We start from the raw sequence: 17,957 nt of genomic DNA, 5'->3' as shown, positions 1-17,957 counted from the left end.
TCTGCGCGCCGCGCTCGCCGAGTACGTCCGGCGCTGCAACGGTCGACGGCCGCATCGGCCCCGCGAGCTTCCCCCCACCGCGGCCGACCTGTCCGGTGGCGAACCTCGACTCTCAGCGGATCAAGCGAGAGCGGCTTCTCGGAGGCCTGATCAACGAGTACGAACGGGCCGCGCATAGCTACTGGTCAGGGTCGGTCACTGACTTTTGGAACCCCCACACGTTTGCAGCGACCTACCAAAGGCAGCGGAATGACGCCGTGCGCAGCCGAGTGGGTGTCGAGCTGGGTCACGTCTGTTCGCGTCCGAGACTGGCGATCGGTGAGCTGCGGCGTTCCGACCCGGTGGCTGCTGTTGCAGCGCAAGCTGAGTTCGCGCCGTTCACGATCCCCCCTGACGTCGAAGGCAGGCCAAGCATCACAGTCCCGGTTTGGGTTCCCGGCCCACCCGAGGCCCCATTCGCTGTAATGCTGTCCGCACGCCGTGGATATGATCGGTCGCTTTTGGTATTTGCAGCCGAGGTCGAGCGCGCTGCGGGTGGCTTCCGACGGTCGGAATGCCGGTCGCGCACGTGCGCCGCTGGGGGAGATTCATAGTGACAGCGTCGTCCAGTACGGCGGAGAAAACCGTGCTTCCCCGCATTTTTCACGTCTGGCTGGGCGGTGCTCTGGTGTCGCAGCTCGGCGACGCCGCTTTGTACTTCGCATTGGGGTGGGCGGCCTCGGCTCACGGCGGCCTGGCGGCCGGATGGGTTCTGACGGCGGTCGCGCTGCCGCGGACGATTCTGCTCCTGCTCGGCGGCGCCGTCGGCGATCGGCTCGGAGCCCGACAGGTCATGATCATCGGTGATGCCGTGATGCTGGTCGTCGCCGTAACACTGGCTGTCGTGTCGGAGGCAACTGGAGCGCCGTTGGCCATTCTCGTGATAGCCGCTCTCATCGTCGGCACGAACGACGCCTTCTACCTGCCCTCGTCCGGATCGATGCCCCGCCGGCTCGTCGAGCCCGAACTGCTCCCGCGGGCAGTCGCGCTTCGGCAGAGCGGGACGCAGGTGATTGGTCTGGTCGGTGCTCCTGTCGGCGGTGCCTTGGTGGCGTTCGCCGGGCTCTCCGCAGCGGCGTGGGCCGACGCGATCACCTTCGCTGTGGTGCTGGTCGTTCTGGTGATGGTGCGTCCGCCGTTCACCCCGCCGTCGCCCGCGCAGCGCAAGCACATCCTGCGCGAGGTGTGGGAAGGGATCCAGGTCGCGGTCAGGACCCCTGGACTGGGACCCGTACTGTTGCTCGTCGCGGGCGCGGCAGGATTCGTACTGCCTTTTGCCGCTCTGCTGATCCCGCTGCTGGCGCGCGAGCACGGATGGGGTTCGACCGGCGCGGGGTTTGTGGTCGGAGCCCAGAGCATGGGCACGATCGTCGTAACCCTGATCGTCAGTCGCCGCGGGATCTTCGCCCGCCCCGGCGTTGTTGCCGCGCTCGCGCTGGCAGTGGTCGCCGTGGGCGAACTGGCGGTCGGCCTCGCGCCGGCGCTGCCCATGGCCATCACGGGCGCGACAGGTGTCGGCGCAGCGAGCGGCATGTTCGTCAGCCACCTCAGCCCGCTGCTCCTCAGCGCCGCTCCCGATACTCATCTCGCTCGTGTCCAGGCAATCCTCTCGGTGATACAGAGCGTGACCCTGTTGGCCACCAACAACATCATCGGATCGGTTGCCCACGCGCTCGGACCTCGAGCCGGGACCCTCGTGTGCACGGCCGCGCTGCTCATCTGCGCCGCGGCCGGACTCTTCAGCCGCCCCATCCGCAGAATCTCTCGACCGGCCGGCCAAGCTGTGCGTTCTTGATGGTTTACCTGGTCTGGGGGCTCAGGCGGTGGAAGAGCTGTTTGCGGTCGGCGCGGTGCGGACGACCAAAGGAACAGTGCGGTCCACCGTCATGACGAGGTCGATCTCGACGACCTGCGCCAGCTCCTCGCCCACCCGCACACCACCGCCCAGCACGGTAGCCGCACCATGCTCGATGACGCCCCTGCCCACGATGAAGAGGACCGGTAGCGCCTGGCACGCCCCGAACCCGACGACGACCACGTCGTCCCTGGCGTCGCGAAGACGCTGGACGCCGCCCCCTCCGACATCGCCGACCAGCAGCGCGACGCGCCGGTGCTCGACGAAGGCGAACCCTGGCCCTGAACGACTCCGCGATCACGGCACGGCAAGGGAAAACCATGAGTGGGACGCGAATGCGCTACTCCGCGGCGCCTTCGACCTGATGATGGAGCACCGCGAAGACCTCGCGGTGCTGATCTCCCTCGAAAATGACAAGGCTCTTGTCGGTGCGCGCGCCGAGGTTTCCTATGCTGCCGAGTTTTTCCGCTGGTACTCGGGAGGAAGCCGTCCGGCTGGCGGGCACGACGCAGCCTGCCCCGGCGGCGGCCACCACATCGTCACCGTGCTCAAGCCGGTAGGCGTGACCGCGTTGGTGACGTTGTGGAACTTCCCCGCCACGATGGCGACTCGCAAGGTCGGGCCTGCCTTGGCGACGGGGTGCACCACGGTGCTCAAGCCCTCGGCCGAGACCCCGTTAACCGCACTCGCGCTGGCAGCGCTGCTCGACCGGGCTGGCGTTGTACGTGCCGAGAAATGCATCCGTGCAGGTCAAGAGCTGTCGGTGGATGGCCGCTCGTGGTCCGGCATGGTCGCGTCTCGTGCTGGTGCGCTTCGTCTATCTCGCCGTGGTCCAAGTGTTCGCTGTGTTGCGGCTGCTGTCGATGGCCGATCGCGAGAGGGACGTCGAGATCCTGGTCCTACGCCATCAACTGGCCATCTTGCAGCGACAGCTCGGTGGCCAGCGTCCGCGGCTTCGGCTCGAGGACCCGGATGTTCCTCTCGATGTTGCTGGTGGCGCTGTCGCGCGCGGTGTTGCGTCGGTTCCGGCTTGTGGTCAGCCCGGACACGGTGCTGCGGTGGCATCGAGCCGCCGGGCGGCTCGAGGTAGAGCACGACGACGTCGGCGACTTTCTCGGTGAATTCCGGGTCCCTGCTGATCTTGAAGGTGCCCTGCCGGTGGGGTTGGATTCCGTTGTCTCGCCACAGTTTCGCCACGTGGCGGTCCGAGATGGACACGCCCTCGGTGCGGGCGAGGAACGCGGCCATTTCCCGCGACGACCAGTGCGACAGGCCCGACTCGACCGGCGGCGAGGTGCGTGAGGGCCAGCACGCGGGGCCGGGTCGAGGCCGGCACCTGCACGCGGCCCGCCCCGCGACAGTGGTCCATCAGTCCGGCGACCCCGTCCGCGGCGTAGCGGGTCAGCCACAGGTCCACCGTCGGCCGCGACACGCCCGCCCAGTCCGCGATCTCCTTCTTCAGCCGGCCTTCGGCGCGCCACAACACGATCCGCGCCCGAATTCCGACCGTCGCAGGCACGTCGGGGCTATTGTCCAAATCTCGCAACTCGGCGTGCTCGTCCGCAGTCAGCTCCACCACCCAGCCAACACCATGAACCATCAACACGACGTAAACCAAAGAGAATTACGAGACAGTAGGTACGTCCGCCCCCACCAAATCCACAGGCTTCAAGCGTGGCTCCAGGACGCTCCGGAATCGATCTGGTCGAGAATGGTGGTGAGCTTGGGACATGATTGACCTTTCGACTCGGGTATCCGTGGTCAGGTCAGGGCCGTCAGGAACGGGCTCGGAGCTCCGTGCCAAGAGACCGACAGCTGTTCGCGGCCACGAGTGCAGGCGACGAACAGCAGGCAGCGTTCGCGTTGCATGTCGTGTTCATGGGTGATTTTGTCCTCCCCGGCTGCCGTCACGGCGTTGGGCGATGGCACCTGTCGTGCCCCGGCTCCGACGACCGCGAGACAGCGGAATTCGAGACCTTTCATGCGGTGCATGGTTCCTACCGACACCGCATCCTCCCTGGCCGATGTGCTGGCCAGTGCACGCGCCGGTATGCCGTCCTTGCCGAGGGAAGCCACGGTGGCGGTGACCAGATAGTTCGACCGGGCGGCGATCCCGATCTCGGCTGGGCGCACGCCCGCGTCGATCCAGTCGGTGACGGTCGTCGTCAGATTGGCGAGTTCGGCGTCCCAGTTGCCGAAGCCCTTGAGTTCGGGCGTCATGCCGTGCACGTCGGACCGGCAGCCCGCGATGGAATCGAGCCCGCCATCCATGTCGTCGATCCGTTCGCCACGCATCAGGCCGAGGCTCCAAGCCAGAATCTCAGCGGTCGTCCGGTAGTTGATGTTCAACTTGCTGGAGCGTCCCGCTATGGCGATGCCGACGTCTCGGAAGCTGACGCGGCTGTTGTAGATCCTCTGATGCGTGTCACCGGCGAGGAAGAGATCGTCGGGTGCCTGGGGCGCCGCGGAACGCAGGAGCCGCCAGTGCATCGGGCTGAGATCCTGTGCCTCGTCCACCACGATGTGGCGGTAGGGTTTCTCGAGCCGGTCGTCGAGAAGACGTGTTGCCTCGGTGCACACAGTCTCATGCGTCGAGAGGTTGCGACGACGCAGCTCTTGCTGGAATTCCCAAATCACCTGCCACACTTGGGCCTTCTGCCGGGCTCCGAGCCTGTGTCCGCGACCCGTGCGATCGGCGGCGCGATAGTCATCGGCATCGGTCACTTCCTGGGCAAGCACGACCTGGCGCCACTCCTCGGCCAGGAACGCCTCGCTGAAGGGCGCGCCCGCTTTTCGCGCCGCCGAGCGCCACAACTCCTTTTCTTGATCGGCCCGCAGCAGCAAGGGCGCCCCGTGCTGTTCCCGGTAGATCTGGTGTGAAAGCTGGTCGACGTGGCGGATGTCGATGTGGTCGAGGACGCCGGGCGAGTCCGCCAAGAGCTTGAGTCCTGCACTCAACGTCGCCGGGAGAGTGGAGATGTAGGTGGTGACAAGTATCCGCCCCGCCCCGGCCTGAGCCAGGTTGTGCGCACGGTGCAGGGCTACGACGGTCTTGCCGGTGCCCGGCCCGCCCTTCACCTGCGCCGGTCCGGAGAACGAAGCTTCGGCCAGACGGCGTTGCTGCGGGTGCAGGTAGATCCGCCAAAGGTCAAAGGGCCACTCGAACACGGCCATCAGTTCCCCGGGGCCGTCCACCAACACCACGCGGTCCGTGCTGCGCTCAACCGCTGCGCCGATGTCGGAGGTGTCGACCTCGCCCGCTGCTGCGAACGCGCCGACCTCGGCCCACACCTCCTCCGGTGAGAGCCCCGCCGCCAGGCCGTACAACACGTCCCACTGGTTCTGCGGCAGGAACGACTTGGAGGCGTCAAGCTGGACCGGGTCGGTCAACGCCCGCGCGAACTGCAAGGTCTGCTCGTCGAGTCCCAGTTTGCGCAGTTCCGCGTCCTTGACACCGTCGAAGAGACGGGCCGGAGCGTTCGCGGCCATCTGCGACAGCGCGGGGAGCGTGGCGTCGATTGCTTCGGTGTCGCGGATCTCGATCCGCCCGGTCGCGGCGTTCACCGACGCGGTCCTCCGTTGCGCCCATGCGTAGGCGTCGTCGTGCGGCAATACCTTGAGCAGCGTGTAGCTGTCCCCGGATTCCGGCGCGAGCACGACACCGCGCCAGAACTGGTCGATCCTGATCGTGCGGAAGTGGTCGTCGCGGGCGTTGGTGATCTTCTCCAGGTGCGCGCCGGCGTGGGTGGCAGCCTCGAACTTGCCGAACGATTCCAGCACCCGTTGTTGCACGGTCTTCTCGAGCTTGCTGAATTCGCGAAGGAATTCCTTGTCGATCCCCAGTTTCGCCATGTCAACGCCCTCCCTCTTGCGGTATCCCGCTCAGCAGATCGCGCACCTTCGACACCGATGGATGAGTTGGCCCTTGAACCCGGATCAGGTCGTCGAGCAGCCGGGAGAGGGTACGCGTGGCCTCGTCGCGTTGACCGCCTGCCAGGTGAAGCAGCCCGATCTGGCGGCGTAGCTCCAGCGGCCGGGAGTCATCCGCTCCGAAGACCCGTTGCTCGTCGGAGAGCAAGCCTTCCAGCGAGCGCAATGCGAGGCTGGTGTCGCCGATCAGGGCCAGGCAGGTCGCCTCCTGCAGGCGGCAGCGGAACACGAGTTCGGAGTCCGGGCCGTCCTTCTTCGTGAAATCACGTGCCAGGTCGCGGTAGGCCGGCGCGGCGCGCCGGTACTCACCGCCTTCGAAGAGGACATTCGCCCACTCCAGGCGCAGTGGGAAAACCCCCTCGCCGGTAGGGTCCGAGGTTACGAGCGAGGCGTGGACTGCGCCTTCGAGAACCTGCGCGGCCTGCGCGTAACGCGACTGCTTGATCAGGGATCCAGCCTCGCGGCGGGCCTGGCCGACGTCCGGCCGGCTCGCTGGTGGACGCTCGGCGGCTGTGGGGACTGGCGCCGTGGGCGTCGTGGAGCTGCCGGTGGCGATGGTGGTGTCGAAGGCCCTGCTCACGACCGACGCATACATCCGTAGCGGACTCGGAACCGCCGGCGGAGTCAGCGCTCCAGGAATGGGCCCAAGATCCCGCACAAAGGGAAGCAGCCGTTCATACACGGATCGCGCGTCCGCCGGCCGGTCCTCCGGCTTCTTCTCCAGCAGTTCATCGATCAGCTGTGCCAGCGCACGCGGGGTGTCCGGTCGCAATGGAGTCACCGCGGGAGGGCGCTCGTCCACCTGCTTGTTCATCACAGCGTATGCGGTGGGCCCGCCGAACACCTGCTGCCCGGTGAGCATCTCGAACAAGGTGCAGCCGAGTGTGTAGAGGTCACTCCGCGGTCCGCTCATGGCGGCGAGCACCTGTTCGGGAGCCATGTACGCGGGTGTCCCGATCGTCTGTCCGGAGCGGGTGATCTGTGACGCGTCGGCCATGTCGAGGGCGACGGCAAGGCCGAAGTCGAGAACCTTGACGGTGCCGTCAGGTTCGAGCATGAGGTTGGCGGGCTTCAGGTCGCGGTGGACCAGCGATGCCTGGTGCGCGACGATGAGCACTGCGCACGTCTGGGCGGCGATCGAGGCGCACCAGCCAACAGGCAGGGTGCCGCGTTCGGCCATCAGGTCAGCGACGCTCATGCCATGAATGCGTTGCATCACCAGGAACGGACGCCCCTCGTGGGTGCCGACATCGAATACCGCAGGCACACCGGGATGCTGCAAGCGGGCCGTGATGCGCGATTCCCGAACGAACCGGTGCACCAGCTCGTCGTCGGGGGTGCCATCGGGGCACCGGATGAACTTGACCGCGATCTCGCGGTCGAGTTTCGTGTCACGGCCCTCCCACACCTCACCCATTCCGCCCCGCGCGAGGGGCAGCGGCGTCAGCTCGTAACGTCCGTTGAGGACCGTGCGGCTGGGCCTATCTCCTCCTTGCCCCGGCATCAGAACGTCCCGCCGGTGCTCACGGACAATCGGTCCAGGACCTTCCTGGACTTCAGTTCGTCGATGTGCTCGGCGACCCGGCGGGGCGCGTTGCCGCCGCGGACGAGCAGCCCCGCCTCGATGTTCTTGGCGACCCCGGACTGCGTCAGGTTCGCGCTGGAGACGAGCAGGACACGGCGGTCGGCGATGGCCAGCTTCGCGTGCATCTTCGACCCGGGCTCGGTTCGTTGGAGGACCGGCCAATGCCAGAGGACGACGCCGGAAATCTTGGCAAACGCCGCGGCGGGTTCGGACCCGGCGAGTGCGCTGCCTGCACCTTGCAATGTCTCGACCACCGCCGACACCTCGACACCACGCGCCACCGCGTCCTCGAGCGCGGAGCGGATGTCGTCGTGGGGTTTGGCGGAGTAGGTCATCAGCACCAGTTCGTGCTCCGCGGTTTTGATCACCTCCACAAGAGCCTGTGCGGTGGCCCGCACGGGCACGGTATGGCTGCTCGGTCCACTCCAGACGGTCTCCACAGTGACCGCGGAGGTCAGGTGCTCGTGCCCGGTCGCGAGGCCGCGGAGGAACGCCGCGGCCTCACCGGAAGCCATGCCCGACTTCTCGTGGGCAGCGAGCAGCGGCGTCGCTGCGTCGGCGAAGGGATGGCCGAGCCAGTCGAGAATCGCACCTGATGGCCAACCGGCGCGAAGACGTTCGGCCACACCACGCAGGGTCGCGGACCCGAGCTCCGACGCCGATGCCGCGGCGACCTGTTCGAACGACGTCACGGCAGGTCCGGGAACAGGGCGAGCGCTGGGTCGTCGATCGGCAGGACGAACCGCCGGTCCAGAAAGCGGTTACCGCGCTCGCAGGTTGTCTCCGACAGGAACAGGCAGACATGGCAGGCGGCCCCGTGCAGGTAGTCCGCAGGCGGTTGGGGAAGCCGTTCCTTGCAGAGCGGATCCGACGAGCAGGTCATGCCCTCGTTCAACGCCCGCCGGACCAGGGGTACGAGGCGCTCGGGCTCGGCTTGGGACACCAGACCACCAAGGCTTCCCTCAGCGTCCGGTACCGCCGTGTAGATCAGGATTCCGGTCCGCGGGTCGTCCTCGGTACCCGCGTACACCCGTTCGGACAGGCTCGCGGCGCTGTAACCGCAATCGAGTGCGATCGTCCGGAGCAGCAGGTGTGACAACGTGTGCAAGGCGATATACCGCGCGCCCGGCCAATTGCGCATCGGATCGAATGAGCCGGGAATCCGGTCCGAGTACCGGTTCTTGCGGAACTCGGCGTAGGCATCGCGATGGTGCGTGAGCGCGCTCGATCCGGCGATGCGGCTCTCCCAGTCGCTGAGTACCTGTTCCGGAATGTTCAGGAAGATGCCCTCACCGCGCACCTCGCTGGCCGGCACCCACTTCGGTGTTTCTCGCGCGAGCGGTGCGGGGGAGACGAGCTCGGGGTCTTCGGGATCCGGCGCGTCGAGTCGCGTGAAGGCGACCAACGCGCGCACCTCGCGGAGCCGTTCAACCTGAACGACGTCGCCAAAGATCGCTTTCAGCGGCTCGGGAACTCCATTCGGGTCGCGGCGGAGTGCGAAGTCGTCGGTCGGTTCGGGCAGCTGCCTGGCGGAGAACACGTCCCACTCCGCAGTGCGCAGGTCGGGATAACCCTGGGGTTGTGGGTCCTGCGCGCTCTCCTTGCTGGCGCGAACCGCCGCGACCGCTGCTTCGATCTCGTCGTCGGACCACTTGCTGAGCTCACGGAAGGCGGGCACGTTGTCCCTGGCGTAGGGATACATCGCCTTGGGGACCGGCGAGACCGGATCCCAATGCTGCTCGATCTTGGCTTCCAGCTCGCTGGCCCCGCTGCGCGGGACAGCGATCACGGAATACACCTGAGGGAACCACTGGTTCGAGGCCCCGACGACGAGCACCTTGGGATCCTGGTCGCATCCTTCGGGTTCGAAGATGCCGAGGTGCGCGTGGCGGCCGCGGCACCGTGGCAGGTTGGGAAGGTTCCGCACACCGGTGGCCTGGCGCATGTTGCGGCGTTCGCCGCAGCTCAGGCAGCGGATCTCGACGTTCGCGCCGATGTTCCCGCCACGGTCGTCCATCTGCATGCGCGGGTGGCTCGCCTTGGGGCACGCGCTGCCTTGGTGCACGAAATGCGCGTACGGGAAGTCGTCGAGATGCCCCTCGGTGCAAGCGAGAACGAATCGGGCGGGTACCGCTAGGGGTTTCTTGCCTGAGCGCTTCTTGCCGCATGCGTCATGGAAGAACCGCGCATCATGCGGCCTCTTGGGAAGGACGTTCTCGAACCCGAACACCCGCGAGTCCAGCGGTCCCAGCTCATTGCAGGCTGTGCACCGCAACCAGGTTGGGAAGGGCATGATGGGAACGCCGACGCGGGCGGCCGGGCCGCTGGGTTCGGTATCGGTTCCCGGCATCCAGGGAGCGGGCTTCAGCTGTTCGACGAAGCGCATGCCGTGGTGGGTCTTCACCGCAGCGAGCAGCCGCGGCTCGGCGATCGGTTCCCATTCGGGCACGTTGTCGTATCGCCAGTCGTCCAGACCGCTGACCAGCACCGAGAAGTTGGGCAGATCGACAAGCGCGCCCACCCCGGTGGTGAACATCAGGTGGCTGGGGCGGACGGCACCGACGCGCCGCCGGTACTGCACGGTCATTTCGTTCCTCGCCTTCCGCCGGTTTCGGGCAAGGCAGAGTCGCCCATCTCGTCGCCCTCGGGGGCGTCGTCGTCGGTGGTCTCTCCATCCTGAGGCGAGAACGACCAGTCCGGCGCGTTGTACTGCGGGTCGAAGAACTCACCTCCGCCAGGCAACAGGAGGTTGATCTCGTTCTCCGTTTCCCGCATCGAGAGGCCTACCGTGGTGTCGCGCCATTTGCCTTCGCCGGGCTTGGTCAACAGCCCCAGCAGATGCTGCTTGCGGAAGGTCGCTTTCTCGTAACCGAGCCGGGTGGCCGCGGTCTTCGCCTGGGTCCAGATGTCGACGAATCGTTTGATCCGTTCGCTGAGATAATCGCGGCCACGCTCGCCGCCTATCCGCTCGGCCCGCGCCAGCATGCGCGCGGTGAGCCGGTCGATCATGGTGTCGTCGAGGTCGACGTCGTGCGCATCGGTGTTGCGGGAGTTCCGTTCGGCCATGTTGCGGACAGCCGCGACGAATGTGGCGGTGGTGCCACGGTCCAGGGATCGTCGGGTGTAGGGCGTGGCGGACAGCGCTTCCACTTGGCGGTAGAACGTGGCGTGGTAGTGCTCGAAATCTTCGAAGTGAGCGAGGTCGCGTGGGCGTGACCAGTTGTAGAGGGTGACGACGAGGCCAGGCCGCCGCGCGTCACGACCGACGCGGGAAGATGCCTGGATGTACTCTGCGGTGTTCTTCGGCTGTCCGGTCACCACCATCAGGCCGAACCGGGAGACGTCGACGCCGACCTGCAGCATCGACGTCGCAAGGACGACGTCGACCGGTACGCGGTCACCCTGACGCCGGTCCGTCATGCGTCGCGCCAGCGGATGGGGTTCGAGCCGGTCTTTGCTGCGGATGGACTTGCCGCGGTTGGCGCTGATCACGTCGCTGAGGTTCTGGTTGATCGCGCGTCGCCGTGCGGTGGTGTCGATGTCGGGGTCGAACCCGATCTCCAGCCGTTTGAGCACGTCGCTGATATCGCCGGACGAGATGCGGGATGTGAGCTCCTGAATGGCGAGCATGGCCGTGGACCCGACGATCCGGTCGGCGAGGCCCTTGCTGCGCCCATGCCGGCGTACTCGGGTGGCCACGTCGTCGTCTAGGAAACGGCGCATGCCGGCCAGCTCACGGGTCGAGCTGAAGTAGCCCACGAGCGTCAGGTACGGATCGGCTGGTGCACCGTAGCTGTCGAACATCGTCTGACCTGCCAGGAGCAGGATTTCCGAGAGCCGGATCTCGGCGGACTTCAGGCGGACGCCGTGGGCGCAGATTCCCAGGTAGCGGCGCCCGGGGTTGGTTTCCGAGACGGGCACCTGCTTGGAGAAGAACGTGTCGGCGACGTCGGTGACCTGTGGCGGGAAGATCTCCAGGTCGCGTCCGAACACTCCGCGCACCTGTTCACGAGCCCGCTTGGTTGTCGCGGTGGAAGCCACGATCTTCGGACCCACCTCGTTGCCGCTCGGGGTGGTCCACGTGCACAATTCGTCCACCGCAGCTTCGAAGAGGCCGACGGTGGTGCCGAGCGATCCGGAGATCAGGTGCAGCTCGTCCTGGATGATGAGGTCGGGCGGCCGCAGCCGTGGTACCGGCTGGCTGACCACGGCAGGGAGCTTGTTCTTCTTGTTGTGTTTGGCTTTGCACTGGGTGCGCTCGTCGAGGTCGTCGTGGCGGTATCCATGCCGGGGGCAATATTCGCGGACACGGCCGAAGAGAATGCCGGCGTATCCACGCCACGGCAGCTGTGCGAGCTTGTCCACGGTCGCGATGACCAGGCTCGGCGCGTACCGGTAGATCTCCTCGTCCACCGTCAGAATCGGCAGCCCCTCGTCCGACTGGGTTCGGGAGAACGGGCAGGCCGTTGCGCCTTCCGCGTTCGGGCAGTGGAGCAGGATGCGCCGGGTGTCCTCGTCGGGGTACAGGTCACGATGCGCTTCGAGCTTGGTCCCGCACCAGGGACAGGACAGTGTCTGCAGCACGTTGGCCCGTTTGCCCTGCCCTGCCTCGCGAGCCTCGGCGATCTGGTCGCGGGCCTGGTCGAAATAGTTGGGGGAGACCGAGCCGCCGACCCACAGCCCGATGCGGAACGGCTCGGCACCCCAGCTTGGCACATCCTCGCGCCGGATCACCTCGGCTGCACACACGAGCGCCGCGGCGCGCTGGAATTGTTGCGCGGTGAGCAGACGGAGGGTGTAGCGCATCAGCACCGCGACGCCGGCCAGCCCGCTTCGCGCGGCCTCGGCCGTGCCGACCACGCTTTGCAGGCGGCGGATAGCAAAAGTGTAGGCGGTCAGGCCGAGGTAGGCCTCGGTCTTGCCGCCACCGGTGGGGAAGAACAGCAGGTCGACGGTGGCGTCCGGGTCGGCCGCGCGTTCGGGGTGGTCGGGGTCGGTGATGGAGGGGAGGTTCAGCAGGACGAATGCCAGCTGGAAGGGCCGCCACGATGCGGCTCCCGCGCCCAGCGCCTGCACCTCGGCATCGGCCTCGGCGTAGCTGACGTCGGGGTTCTCGCGGAGCCGGGAGATTTCGGTGTGGCGCCGCTGCAGTGCCATGGCACGATTGGCGAAGCGGAACGCTTGAAGCGCCTCCGCGTGCCGGGGCTGGCCCGGGTCGGTGAGCAGAGCGATGCCGGCACTGACGCGGCGATGCGCCGTACGCGCCCGGAATAGCGCAGCCTCGGCCGCCTCCTGCAAAGCGCCGGGCAGGGTGGCGATCTCAGTTTCGCATTCGTTCAGCCAGGTGGCGTAAGCGTCGACAAGAGGTGCGAGACCCGCACGAAGTCGTTCCGGGGACGCCTCAGCAAGGGCGTCCATGGACAGCTCGGCGCCTTCCAGCGGAGTCCCGGGGCCGACCTGAGCGATGGTCGCGGGCACGTTGTAGGTGGGCAGCCACTGCGTTTCCAGCTTGTGCGCACGGCGCAGCTGGCGGTCGGCGTGCGCGTGCACGGCGATGTTCTGGCCGGTCGCGAACTTGAGCTGATCGCGGTAGAGCAACCGCAGGTGGAGGTCTTCGCGGTCTTCGACGGCGGGGTTGGCATCGGTCATCGGATCGTCGATCGGCAGGAACACGGGGCTCCCGCCGTCGAGCGCGGTCACGGTCAGCTTGGTCTGGAAGATCCACGCGACGTCGGCTTTCGACTGCGGCTCCTGTTGTCCGTTCACCAGCGTCACGTTGACGGTGCGCCGCTTGTCGTGCGTGCGGATCGCGACCGAGAGGTACACGCCGGGCTGAGTGAGGTCGGTGGTGGTGAGCGGAACCTTGTAGTCCTGCTCCCCGTCAAGGCGAAGCTCCCGTTCGAACTCGACCGGTTCCCGCGCCCACGCCGTGCGTTTGCGGCCCTCGGTGTCTTCGGTCTCGTGTGTGAAATAGCGCCCCCAGGACGCGGTCACCGCGAGCACATCGGTGTCCGCGGAGACGCAGAAGTACAGGCCCATCGACGACGCCCACAGACGCCCCAGGGCTTGTGGTGTCAGGATCTCCGGCAACTCGGCGCCGTCCTCGCCCTTGGCATCGCCGTGCACGCCGACGTCGGTGTCGGTGACCGAATCGGCGGTTTCCGCCGTCGTCTTCGGTGCTGTCTTGGGACCGAGCATGCCTACCAGATACCGCTCTCGGGGCCCCATCGCACGCGGCCGGAACTCCTCGGCAGCACCGTCCCACGGTCCAAGCAGGTCGCGTTCGACCAGCGATTGGAACTCGTCGCGCACAGCGAACGACGTGCTGTCGCCGAAGGTCTGCGGGGTGTCCAGCGGTGCGGGCGTTTCCGGCACGGCACCGGATGTGCCCGGTGCGTTTTGCTCGCCGCGTGGGTCAGGGAAGAGGGCGTCTGAGCCCATCAGAAGATACCCCCTTCGGTTGTCTTCTTGATCTTGCCAGAGCGTCGTTTCTGGGTGTGGAGGCCTTTCGCGACTTCTTTGGCGTAGCGTTCGTGGTTTAGTTCGAGCAGACTATCGAGGATTTCGCGCTGGGCTGCGGGGCCGATGGTGTAGCGGGTCTCGCGGCCGACCTGGTGAAAGCCGTGGTCGAGACCGCCGACGGCCGTGACGCGGTCCTGCCAGTCGTAGGCGCGAATGGTGGCTTCGTCGATCTCGCAATGGATGCGGCGGAGTTCCTTGATGTCCTCGTCGTGACAATCAGGATTGAAGACGAGGTTGTAAGTCTTGGTCAGGCCGGTCTGGCGGGAGAGCATCACATCGCGTCGGTAGGAGTCGAGCCGGTCGCCGAGCTGACGGAGTTCGTCAGTGAGTGGTGGCAGCGGCAAAGTCTCGAAGACATCGCTTGGCGAATAGTTGATGTCTGTCTTCATCGTCGAACTTCGACGGACCGTCCACCAATAGTGTGGGCCGCTGGACAGGAGTGCGAGCATCGCCATGTCATCGGTGGCGAAGACTGCCAGCTTATGTGCGAAGACCTGGCTGGTTGGAACCATCACAGGCATCACCGTCTTGCTTACGAGCGTGATTACTACGACTCGGGCCAGCCCTGCGATCGCCGCGTATAGTTCTGGGGCAGGACGTGTGAACCGCCACCAGAGATCGCGGCGGCGCTTGTCGTTGTTCTTGTCTCTTACCGGTCGGACCAGACGTAGAACCTGGTCGTAGCACTCGGAGTAGGATTTCGCGCGGCTTTCTGTCCAGTCGTGGAAGTTGATGACCCACCGGCTGGCCGCGCAGCCCGGATCGGAGTTGAGGTCCTGGCCGTTGAGGTAAGGGAAGAGTACTTCGCTATTCTTCGGATCGCGTCCGATCAACCTCTCGGCTTCCGGCGGGGACATCGTGAATCCAAGACCAAGAATATTCGAACCCTGAAATGAGATCCCTCCGTTGATTGCTAATTTTCTGGGCGGAGCGATCACTCGCGAGGAAGGTTCGAGCCCTGCTGTCAACCCGATAGTTGACCTGACGTTCGTACGCGATGCCCAGACGACGCAGCACTCCAGCACGGAGCTTCGTGATGGCCAAGGCATGCTTTTGATTGGGTTGTAAATGGTCAAGCCGTTTGTTGCGGCCTGGTCGAGTCCTACCCGTCGAGTGCTGCCCTGCGTCAGGGTGTTGGTGGCGACTAGGCCGAGTGTGCCGGTGTCGTTGATGAGCTCGGCAGATCTCAGGAGGAAGTATGCGATGAGGTCGGCGCTGCCACGTACGCCGTGGGCGAGCGTGTGGACGAGATACTCCCGGTAAGCTTCGCCGAGCGCGCCGGTGAGCTTCTGGCCACCCAGGTACGGCTGGTTGCCGATGATGGCGTCGAACCCGCCCCGGTCGTCAAAGACCTCGGGGAATTCGAGTGGCCAGTGGAATGGTCTGCGCCCGAACCCGATCTCCGGCTCGTCGGTCGACAACCATCGGTGCGCTTGGGCCGCAGCGTGGTCTTCTTCGAGATCGCGCAGTCTGTTGTGCGACAGCCGAGCCGCTTCTACCGCGCCGTTCGACATACCTCGTGATTCCCGTTTGGCGTTCGCCAGCGCTGACGCGACCAGGAGATCGGCGTTGCGCCGCAGTTCGGCTGTGTCCTTGTGAATTTCTTCGAGGAGCTTGCGTTTTTCGGCGAGCCGGACGAGAGGATTGTCCCGGACATCGATCTCGATAACCTGTCGCCGAATGTCCGCGACCTTGGACATGAGAGCCTGGCCCGGCGCGACCCACTGAAAGAGGTCATGGTGCAGCTTTCGACCCTGTTCCGGATTGAGGTGCATGTGCCAGAGCTGGTCCAGCGACCTGATGCCGAGTAGCGAGTCGCCGGTCTTGAGCCGGTCGTCCAGGAAGGTGAAGGGAAGATCGGGGTCCATGGAGATCAGCCACAAGGAAACCTTTGTGATCTCGACAGCGCTGGGATTGATGTCCACCCCGTAGAGGCAGTGTTCGATCACCTGCCGTCGCGCCTTGATGATCACGGGATCCTCGTCGGTGTCTCCGACAGCGCGGGAAAGCCGGGAGAGCAACGCTTGTTCGTCGTCCTCCCGGGTCCACGCTTCGACGAGACGTTCCGCTAAAAAATGTGCCGCGGACACCAGGAACGCTCCGGAACCCATCGCGATGTCGGCGACCTTGAGAGCGAGGATGTCGTTACTGCGCTTCAGAACCCACTTGGTGCGGTCATTCGTCTGCAGGGGCCCCGGCGAATAGACCAACGGCTCGAGGGCGTCTTTGACGACAAGCTCGGCCAGGTGCCGCGGTGTGTAGTGGGTTCCCGTCAGCCGTCGCAGCGGGGAGTCGGTGACGAACAGTTCGCCCGGCCGGATCACGATGGGCAGACCACGAAGGTCGTCGCGGATGAGTCGCGCGAAGGGCATGAGCCGGTCGGCGAGCTCGTTGTCGCCACGGGTTGCTGCCAGCAATCTCCTGCGCGCGTCCTCGCGTTCCACAGCGGCGAGTGGTGCGAGCTTGCGCTCCAGAACGCGTGGCGAGCCGATGCCGGAAGCTTTGTACTCTTGTGAGAGCCGGGAACCCAAGGCGGACGCCGTCGCTGACTCAGCGGCGAGCGCTTCGAGGTCGGCAAGTGCAACCTCTTGCTCGTAGCCCTGCTTGCCGATCAAGCTGACGGTGACCTCGCCGGCGCGGAACCCGTCGTGGGCGAGGAGTCCCTCGTAGACGTAGCCGATTTGCTCGACCTGTAGTTCGCGGAACGAGAGCTTGCGTCGTTCGCGGGTGCTCCCGGTGCCCGCCTCGATAAACTGCACCGCACGGAGCATGTGCAGGATCGTCCGGTCATCGATTGAGTGCGGGAACCAGGTGGCAGACGTGGTGTCGAATAGAGATCCGTCATGCGGATTCATCGTCAGTCGAGGGTGGTCGATTCCATAGTAGACGGCCTCGAACAACGCGAGAAGCCGATGCCACGCCGCGAAGCTGTGCTCCAGATCGTCCTCGCTGGACTCCAACGCGCGCCGCTCAAGATCCCCGCACAGCCGCCCGACCGAGTAGGAAGACGCGTAAAGCTCATTGTCCGAGGGCAGCATCTTGCGCTCTTCGGCGAACAGGAGAAAGACGATGCGCATCATGACGGTGACCGCGGCGCGGTAAACGTCCTTGGCGTCCACACCCGTCAATCCGGCCTCGCCCCGTTCCCGTTGCGCCGTGTCCGCGCGACCGATCGCTGACACAAGGAGCTCGACGGCTTGACGGACTTGCACACCGAGCGTCTCGGTGATCTCCTCCTGGGAACCTTCGCTCGCGGCCAGCAATGCGACGATCTTGTCCGATTCCGGCACTCCGAAGAACCGTCGTCGGGACAGCAGAGAGACGAAGGCGCGCACCACTTCGCGCTCGGCAGCATCTGGCCAGCCGATGGCATCGAACGTTGCGGTGGTGGCGACTTTACCGTTCCGAGCCCACACCAGAGTCCACCACCGGCCGTCTGTGACAAGGCCGAGCTGAATTTCGCGTCTGCGGCACAAGTGCACCAGGCGATCGACCGAGTTCGCCGCCCAGTCGTCATCGGCGATTCGCTCGCCGGGGTGCTGACCGGGCGGGCAGACCAGACCCACCAGTTCCGCGAAAGCCGGTTCGGCTTCCTTGCCGGGGCGGACCAGTGCGAACGTTGGCACTACGCGGGCTTCGTGCTCGGGAACATCGATCGCCAGCGACGCGAATCCGTCCGTACCCGCCCACCGCAGAGCGTCCTCCCAGCCGAGAAGCTCACCGAGGACATACTCGATCCACGCACGTTGCCGGTTGGCCGGATCGGCTTGCCACACCTTGTGCTCGAGCCGTAGTCGATCGCGAGCTGGCTTGTCCAACGACTCGAGCGTCGGCCACGCCTTCCGAAGTACGGGCAGCGACAGGAACGGGCCTTCGACATCGATCATGCCCAGCCAGTCGCGATGTTGCTGTGCATCCCCGGACGCACGACGCTGGCGGGTCAGTCTTTGCCTGGTGCCAGAGCTCATCAGCTTACCCAGGCAGACAGGGCAGCGGGGTGCCGGGGTGCGAAGTCGAGTACGGTGG

The 17,957-nt window shown here is 65.9% G+C and carries 10 protein-coding genes and 1 pseudogene; 3 read left to right on the top strand and 8 right to left on the bottom strand.

Annotated features, from left to right (window positions below):
• Window positions 1–553 precede the first annotated feature (553 nt).
• Window positions 554–1,834, top strand: a complete 1,281-nt coding sequence (locus ACFORO_RS20280) for an MFS transporter (RefSeq protein ID WP_377875789.1) — start codon at window positions 554–556, stop codon at window positions 1,832–1,834.
• Window positions 1,835–1,855: 21 nt separating this feature from the next.
• On the opposite strand, the gene ACFORO_RS20275 is transcribed toward ACFORO_RS20280, so the two are convergent.
• On the bottom strand, window positions 1,856–2,077 hold the full coding sequence (locus ACFORO_RS20275) for a hypothetical protein (protein WP_377875799.1): 222 nt from the start codon (window positions 2,075–2,077) through the stop codon (window positions 1,856–1,858).
• Between ACFORO_RS20275 and ACFORO_RS20270 the strand changes: the two genes are divergently transcribed.
• On the top strand, window positions 2,010–2,984 hold the full coding sequence (locus ACFORO_RS20270; RefSeq protein ID WP_377896612.1) for an aldehyde dehydrogenase family protein: 975 nt from the start codon (window positions 2,010–2,012) through the stop codon (window positions 2,982–2,984). The two genes, ACFORO_RS20275 and ACFORO_RS20270, sit on opposite strands and share 68 nt — an antisense overlap.
• The gene (locus tag ACFORO_RS20265; RefSeq protein ID WP_377896613.1) at window positions 2,879–3,196 is read left to right on the top strand and encodes a hypothetical protein; all 318 of its coding nucleotides are present in this window, start codon (window positions 2,879–2,881) and stop codon (window positions 3,194–3,196) included. Before ACFORO_RS20270 ends, ACFORO_RS20265 begins: the two co-directional genes overlap by 106 nt.
• Window positions 3,197–3,248: 52 nt before the next feature.
• On the opposite strand, the pseudogene ACFORO_RS20260 reads toward ACFORO_RS20265, so the two are convergent.
• The 7 genes and pseudogenes from ACFORO_RS20260 to ACFORO_RS20230 form a co-directional block, all read right to left on the bottom strand.
• Window positions 3,249–3,494, bottom strand: a pseudogene (locus ACFORO_RS20260) (helix-turn-helix domain-containing protein); the annotation flags it as partial.
• Window positions 3,495–3,655: 161 nt separating this feature from the next.
• Window positions 3,656–5,746, bottom strand: coding sequence for a UvrD-helicase domain-containing protein (locus tag ACFORO_RS20255; RefSeq protein ID WP_377875785.1), 2,091 nt, complete (start codon window positions 5,744–5,746; stop codon window positions 3,656–3,658).
• Window position 5,747: 1 nt separating this feature from the next.
• A complete protein-coding gene (locus ACFORO_RS20250) occupies window positions 5,748–7,328 on the bottom strand; it encodes a protein kinase domain-containing protein (protein ID WP_377875783.1) in 1,581 nt (526 codons plus the stop codon).
• Window positions 7,328–8,101, bottom strand: coding sequence for a DISARM system phospholipase D-like protein DrmC (gene drmC / locus ACFORO_RS20245; RefSeq protein ID WP_377875781.1), 774 nt, complete (start codon window positions 8,099–8,101; stop codon window positions 7,328–7,330). The genes ACFORO_RS20250 and drmC overlap by 1 nt, the downstream gene beginning before the upstream one ends.
• Window positions 8,098–9,996: a DrmB family protein gene (drmB, locus tag ACFORO_RS20240; RefSeq protein ID WP_377875779.1), complete on the bottom strand. Its 1,899-nt coding sequence runs from the start codon at window positions 9,994–9,996 to the stop codon at window positions 8,098–8,100. The genes drmC and drmB overlap by 4 nt, the downstream gene beginning before the upstream one ends.
• Window positions 9,993–13,850 (bottom strand): DISARM system helicase DrmA, encoded by a 3,858-nt coding sequence (drmA, locus tag ACFORO_RS20235; RefSeq protein WP_377875777.1) that lies wholly within the window; start codon window positions 13,848–13,850, stop codon window positions 9,993–9,995. Before drmA ends, drmB begins: the two co-directional genes overlap by 4 nt.
• Window positions 13,850–17,899: an Eco57I restriction-modification methylase domain-containing protein gene (locus ACFORO_RS20230; protein WP_377875775.1), complete on the bottom strand. Its 4,050-nt coding sequence runs from the start codon at window positions 17,897–17,899 to the stop codon at window positions 13,850–13,852. The genes drmA and ACFORO_RS20230 overlap by 1 nt, the downstream gene beginning before the upstream one ends.
• Between the last annotated feature and the right edge of the window lie 58 nt (window positions 17,900–17,957).

Source organism: Amycolatopsis halotolerans (assembly GCF_042647905.1).
Classification (GTDB): domain Bacteria; phylum Actinomycetota; class Actinomycetes; order Mycobacteriales; family Pseudonocardiaceae; genus Amycolatopsis; species Amycolatopsis halotolerans.
Note: the sequence above shows the minus strand (reverse complement) of the source record. Positions and strands in the feature narration are given on the sequence as shown.

What these genes read in the sequence shown, in the direction of transcription:
- ACFORO_RS20280 (WP_377875789.1), top strand. Translation starts at nt 554, where the DNA reads ATGCCGGTCGCGCACGTGCGCCGCTGGGGGAGATTCATAGTGACAGCG.
- ACFORO_RS20270 (WP_377896612.1), top strand. Translation starts at nt 2,010, where the DNA reads ATGACGCCCCTGCCCACGATGAAGAGGACCGGTAGCGCCTGGCACGCC.
- ACFORO_RS20265 (WP_377896613.1), top strand. Translation starts at nt 2,879, where the DNA reads ATGTTGCTGGTGGCGCTGTCGCGCGCGGTGTTGCGTCGGTTCCGGCTT.
- ACFORO_RS20255 (WP_377875785.1), bottom strand. Translation starts at nt 5,746, where the DNA reads ATGGCGAAACTGGGGATCGACAAGGAATTCCTTCGCGAATTCAGCAAG.
- ACFORO_RS20250 (WP_377875783.1), bottom strand. Translation starts at nt 7,328, where the DNA reads ATGCCGGGGCAAGGAGGAGATAGGCCCAGCCGCACGGTCCTCAACGGA.
- drmB (WP_377875779.1), bottom strand. Translation starts at nt 9,996, where the DNA reads ATGACCGTGCAGTACCGGCGGCGCGTCGGTGCCGTCCGCCCCAGCCAC.
- drmA (WP_377875777.1), bottom strand. Translation starts at nt 13,850, where the DNA reads ATGGGCTCAGACGCCCTCTTCCCTGACCCACGCGGCGAGCAAAACGCA.
- ACFORO_RS20230 (WP_377875775.1), bottom strand. Translation starts at nt 17,899, where the DNA reads ATGAGCTCTGGCACCAGGCAAAGACTGACCCGCCAGCGTCGTGCGTCC.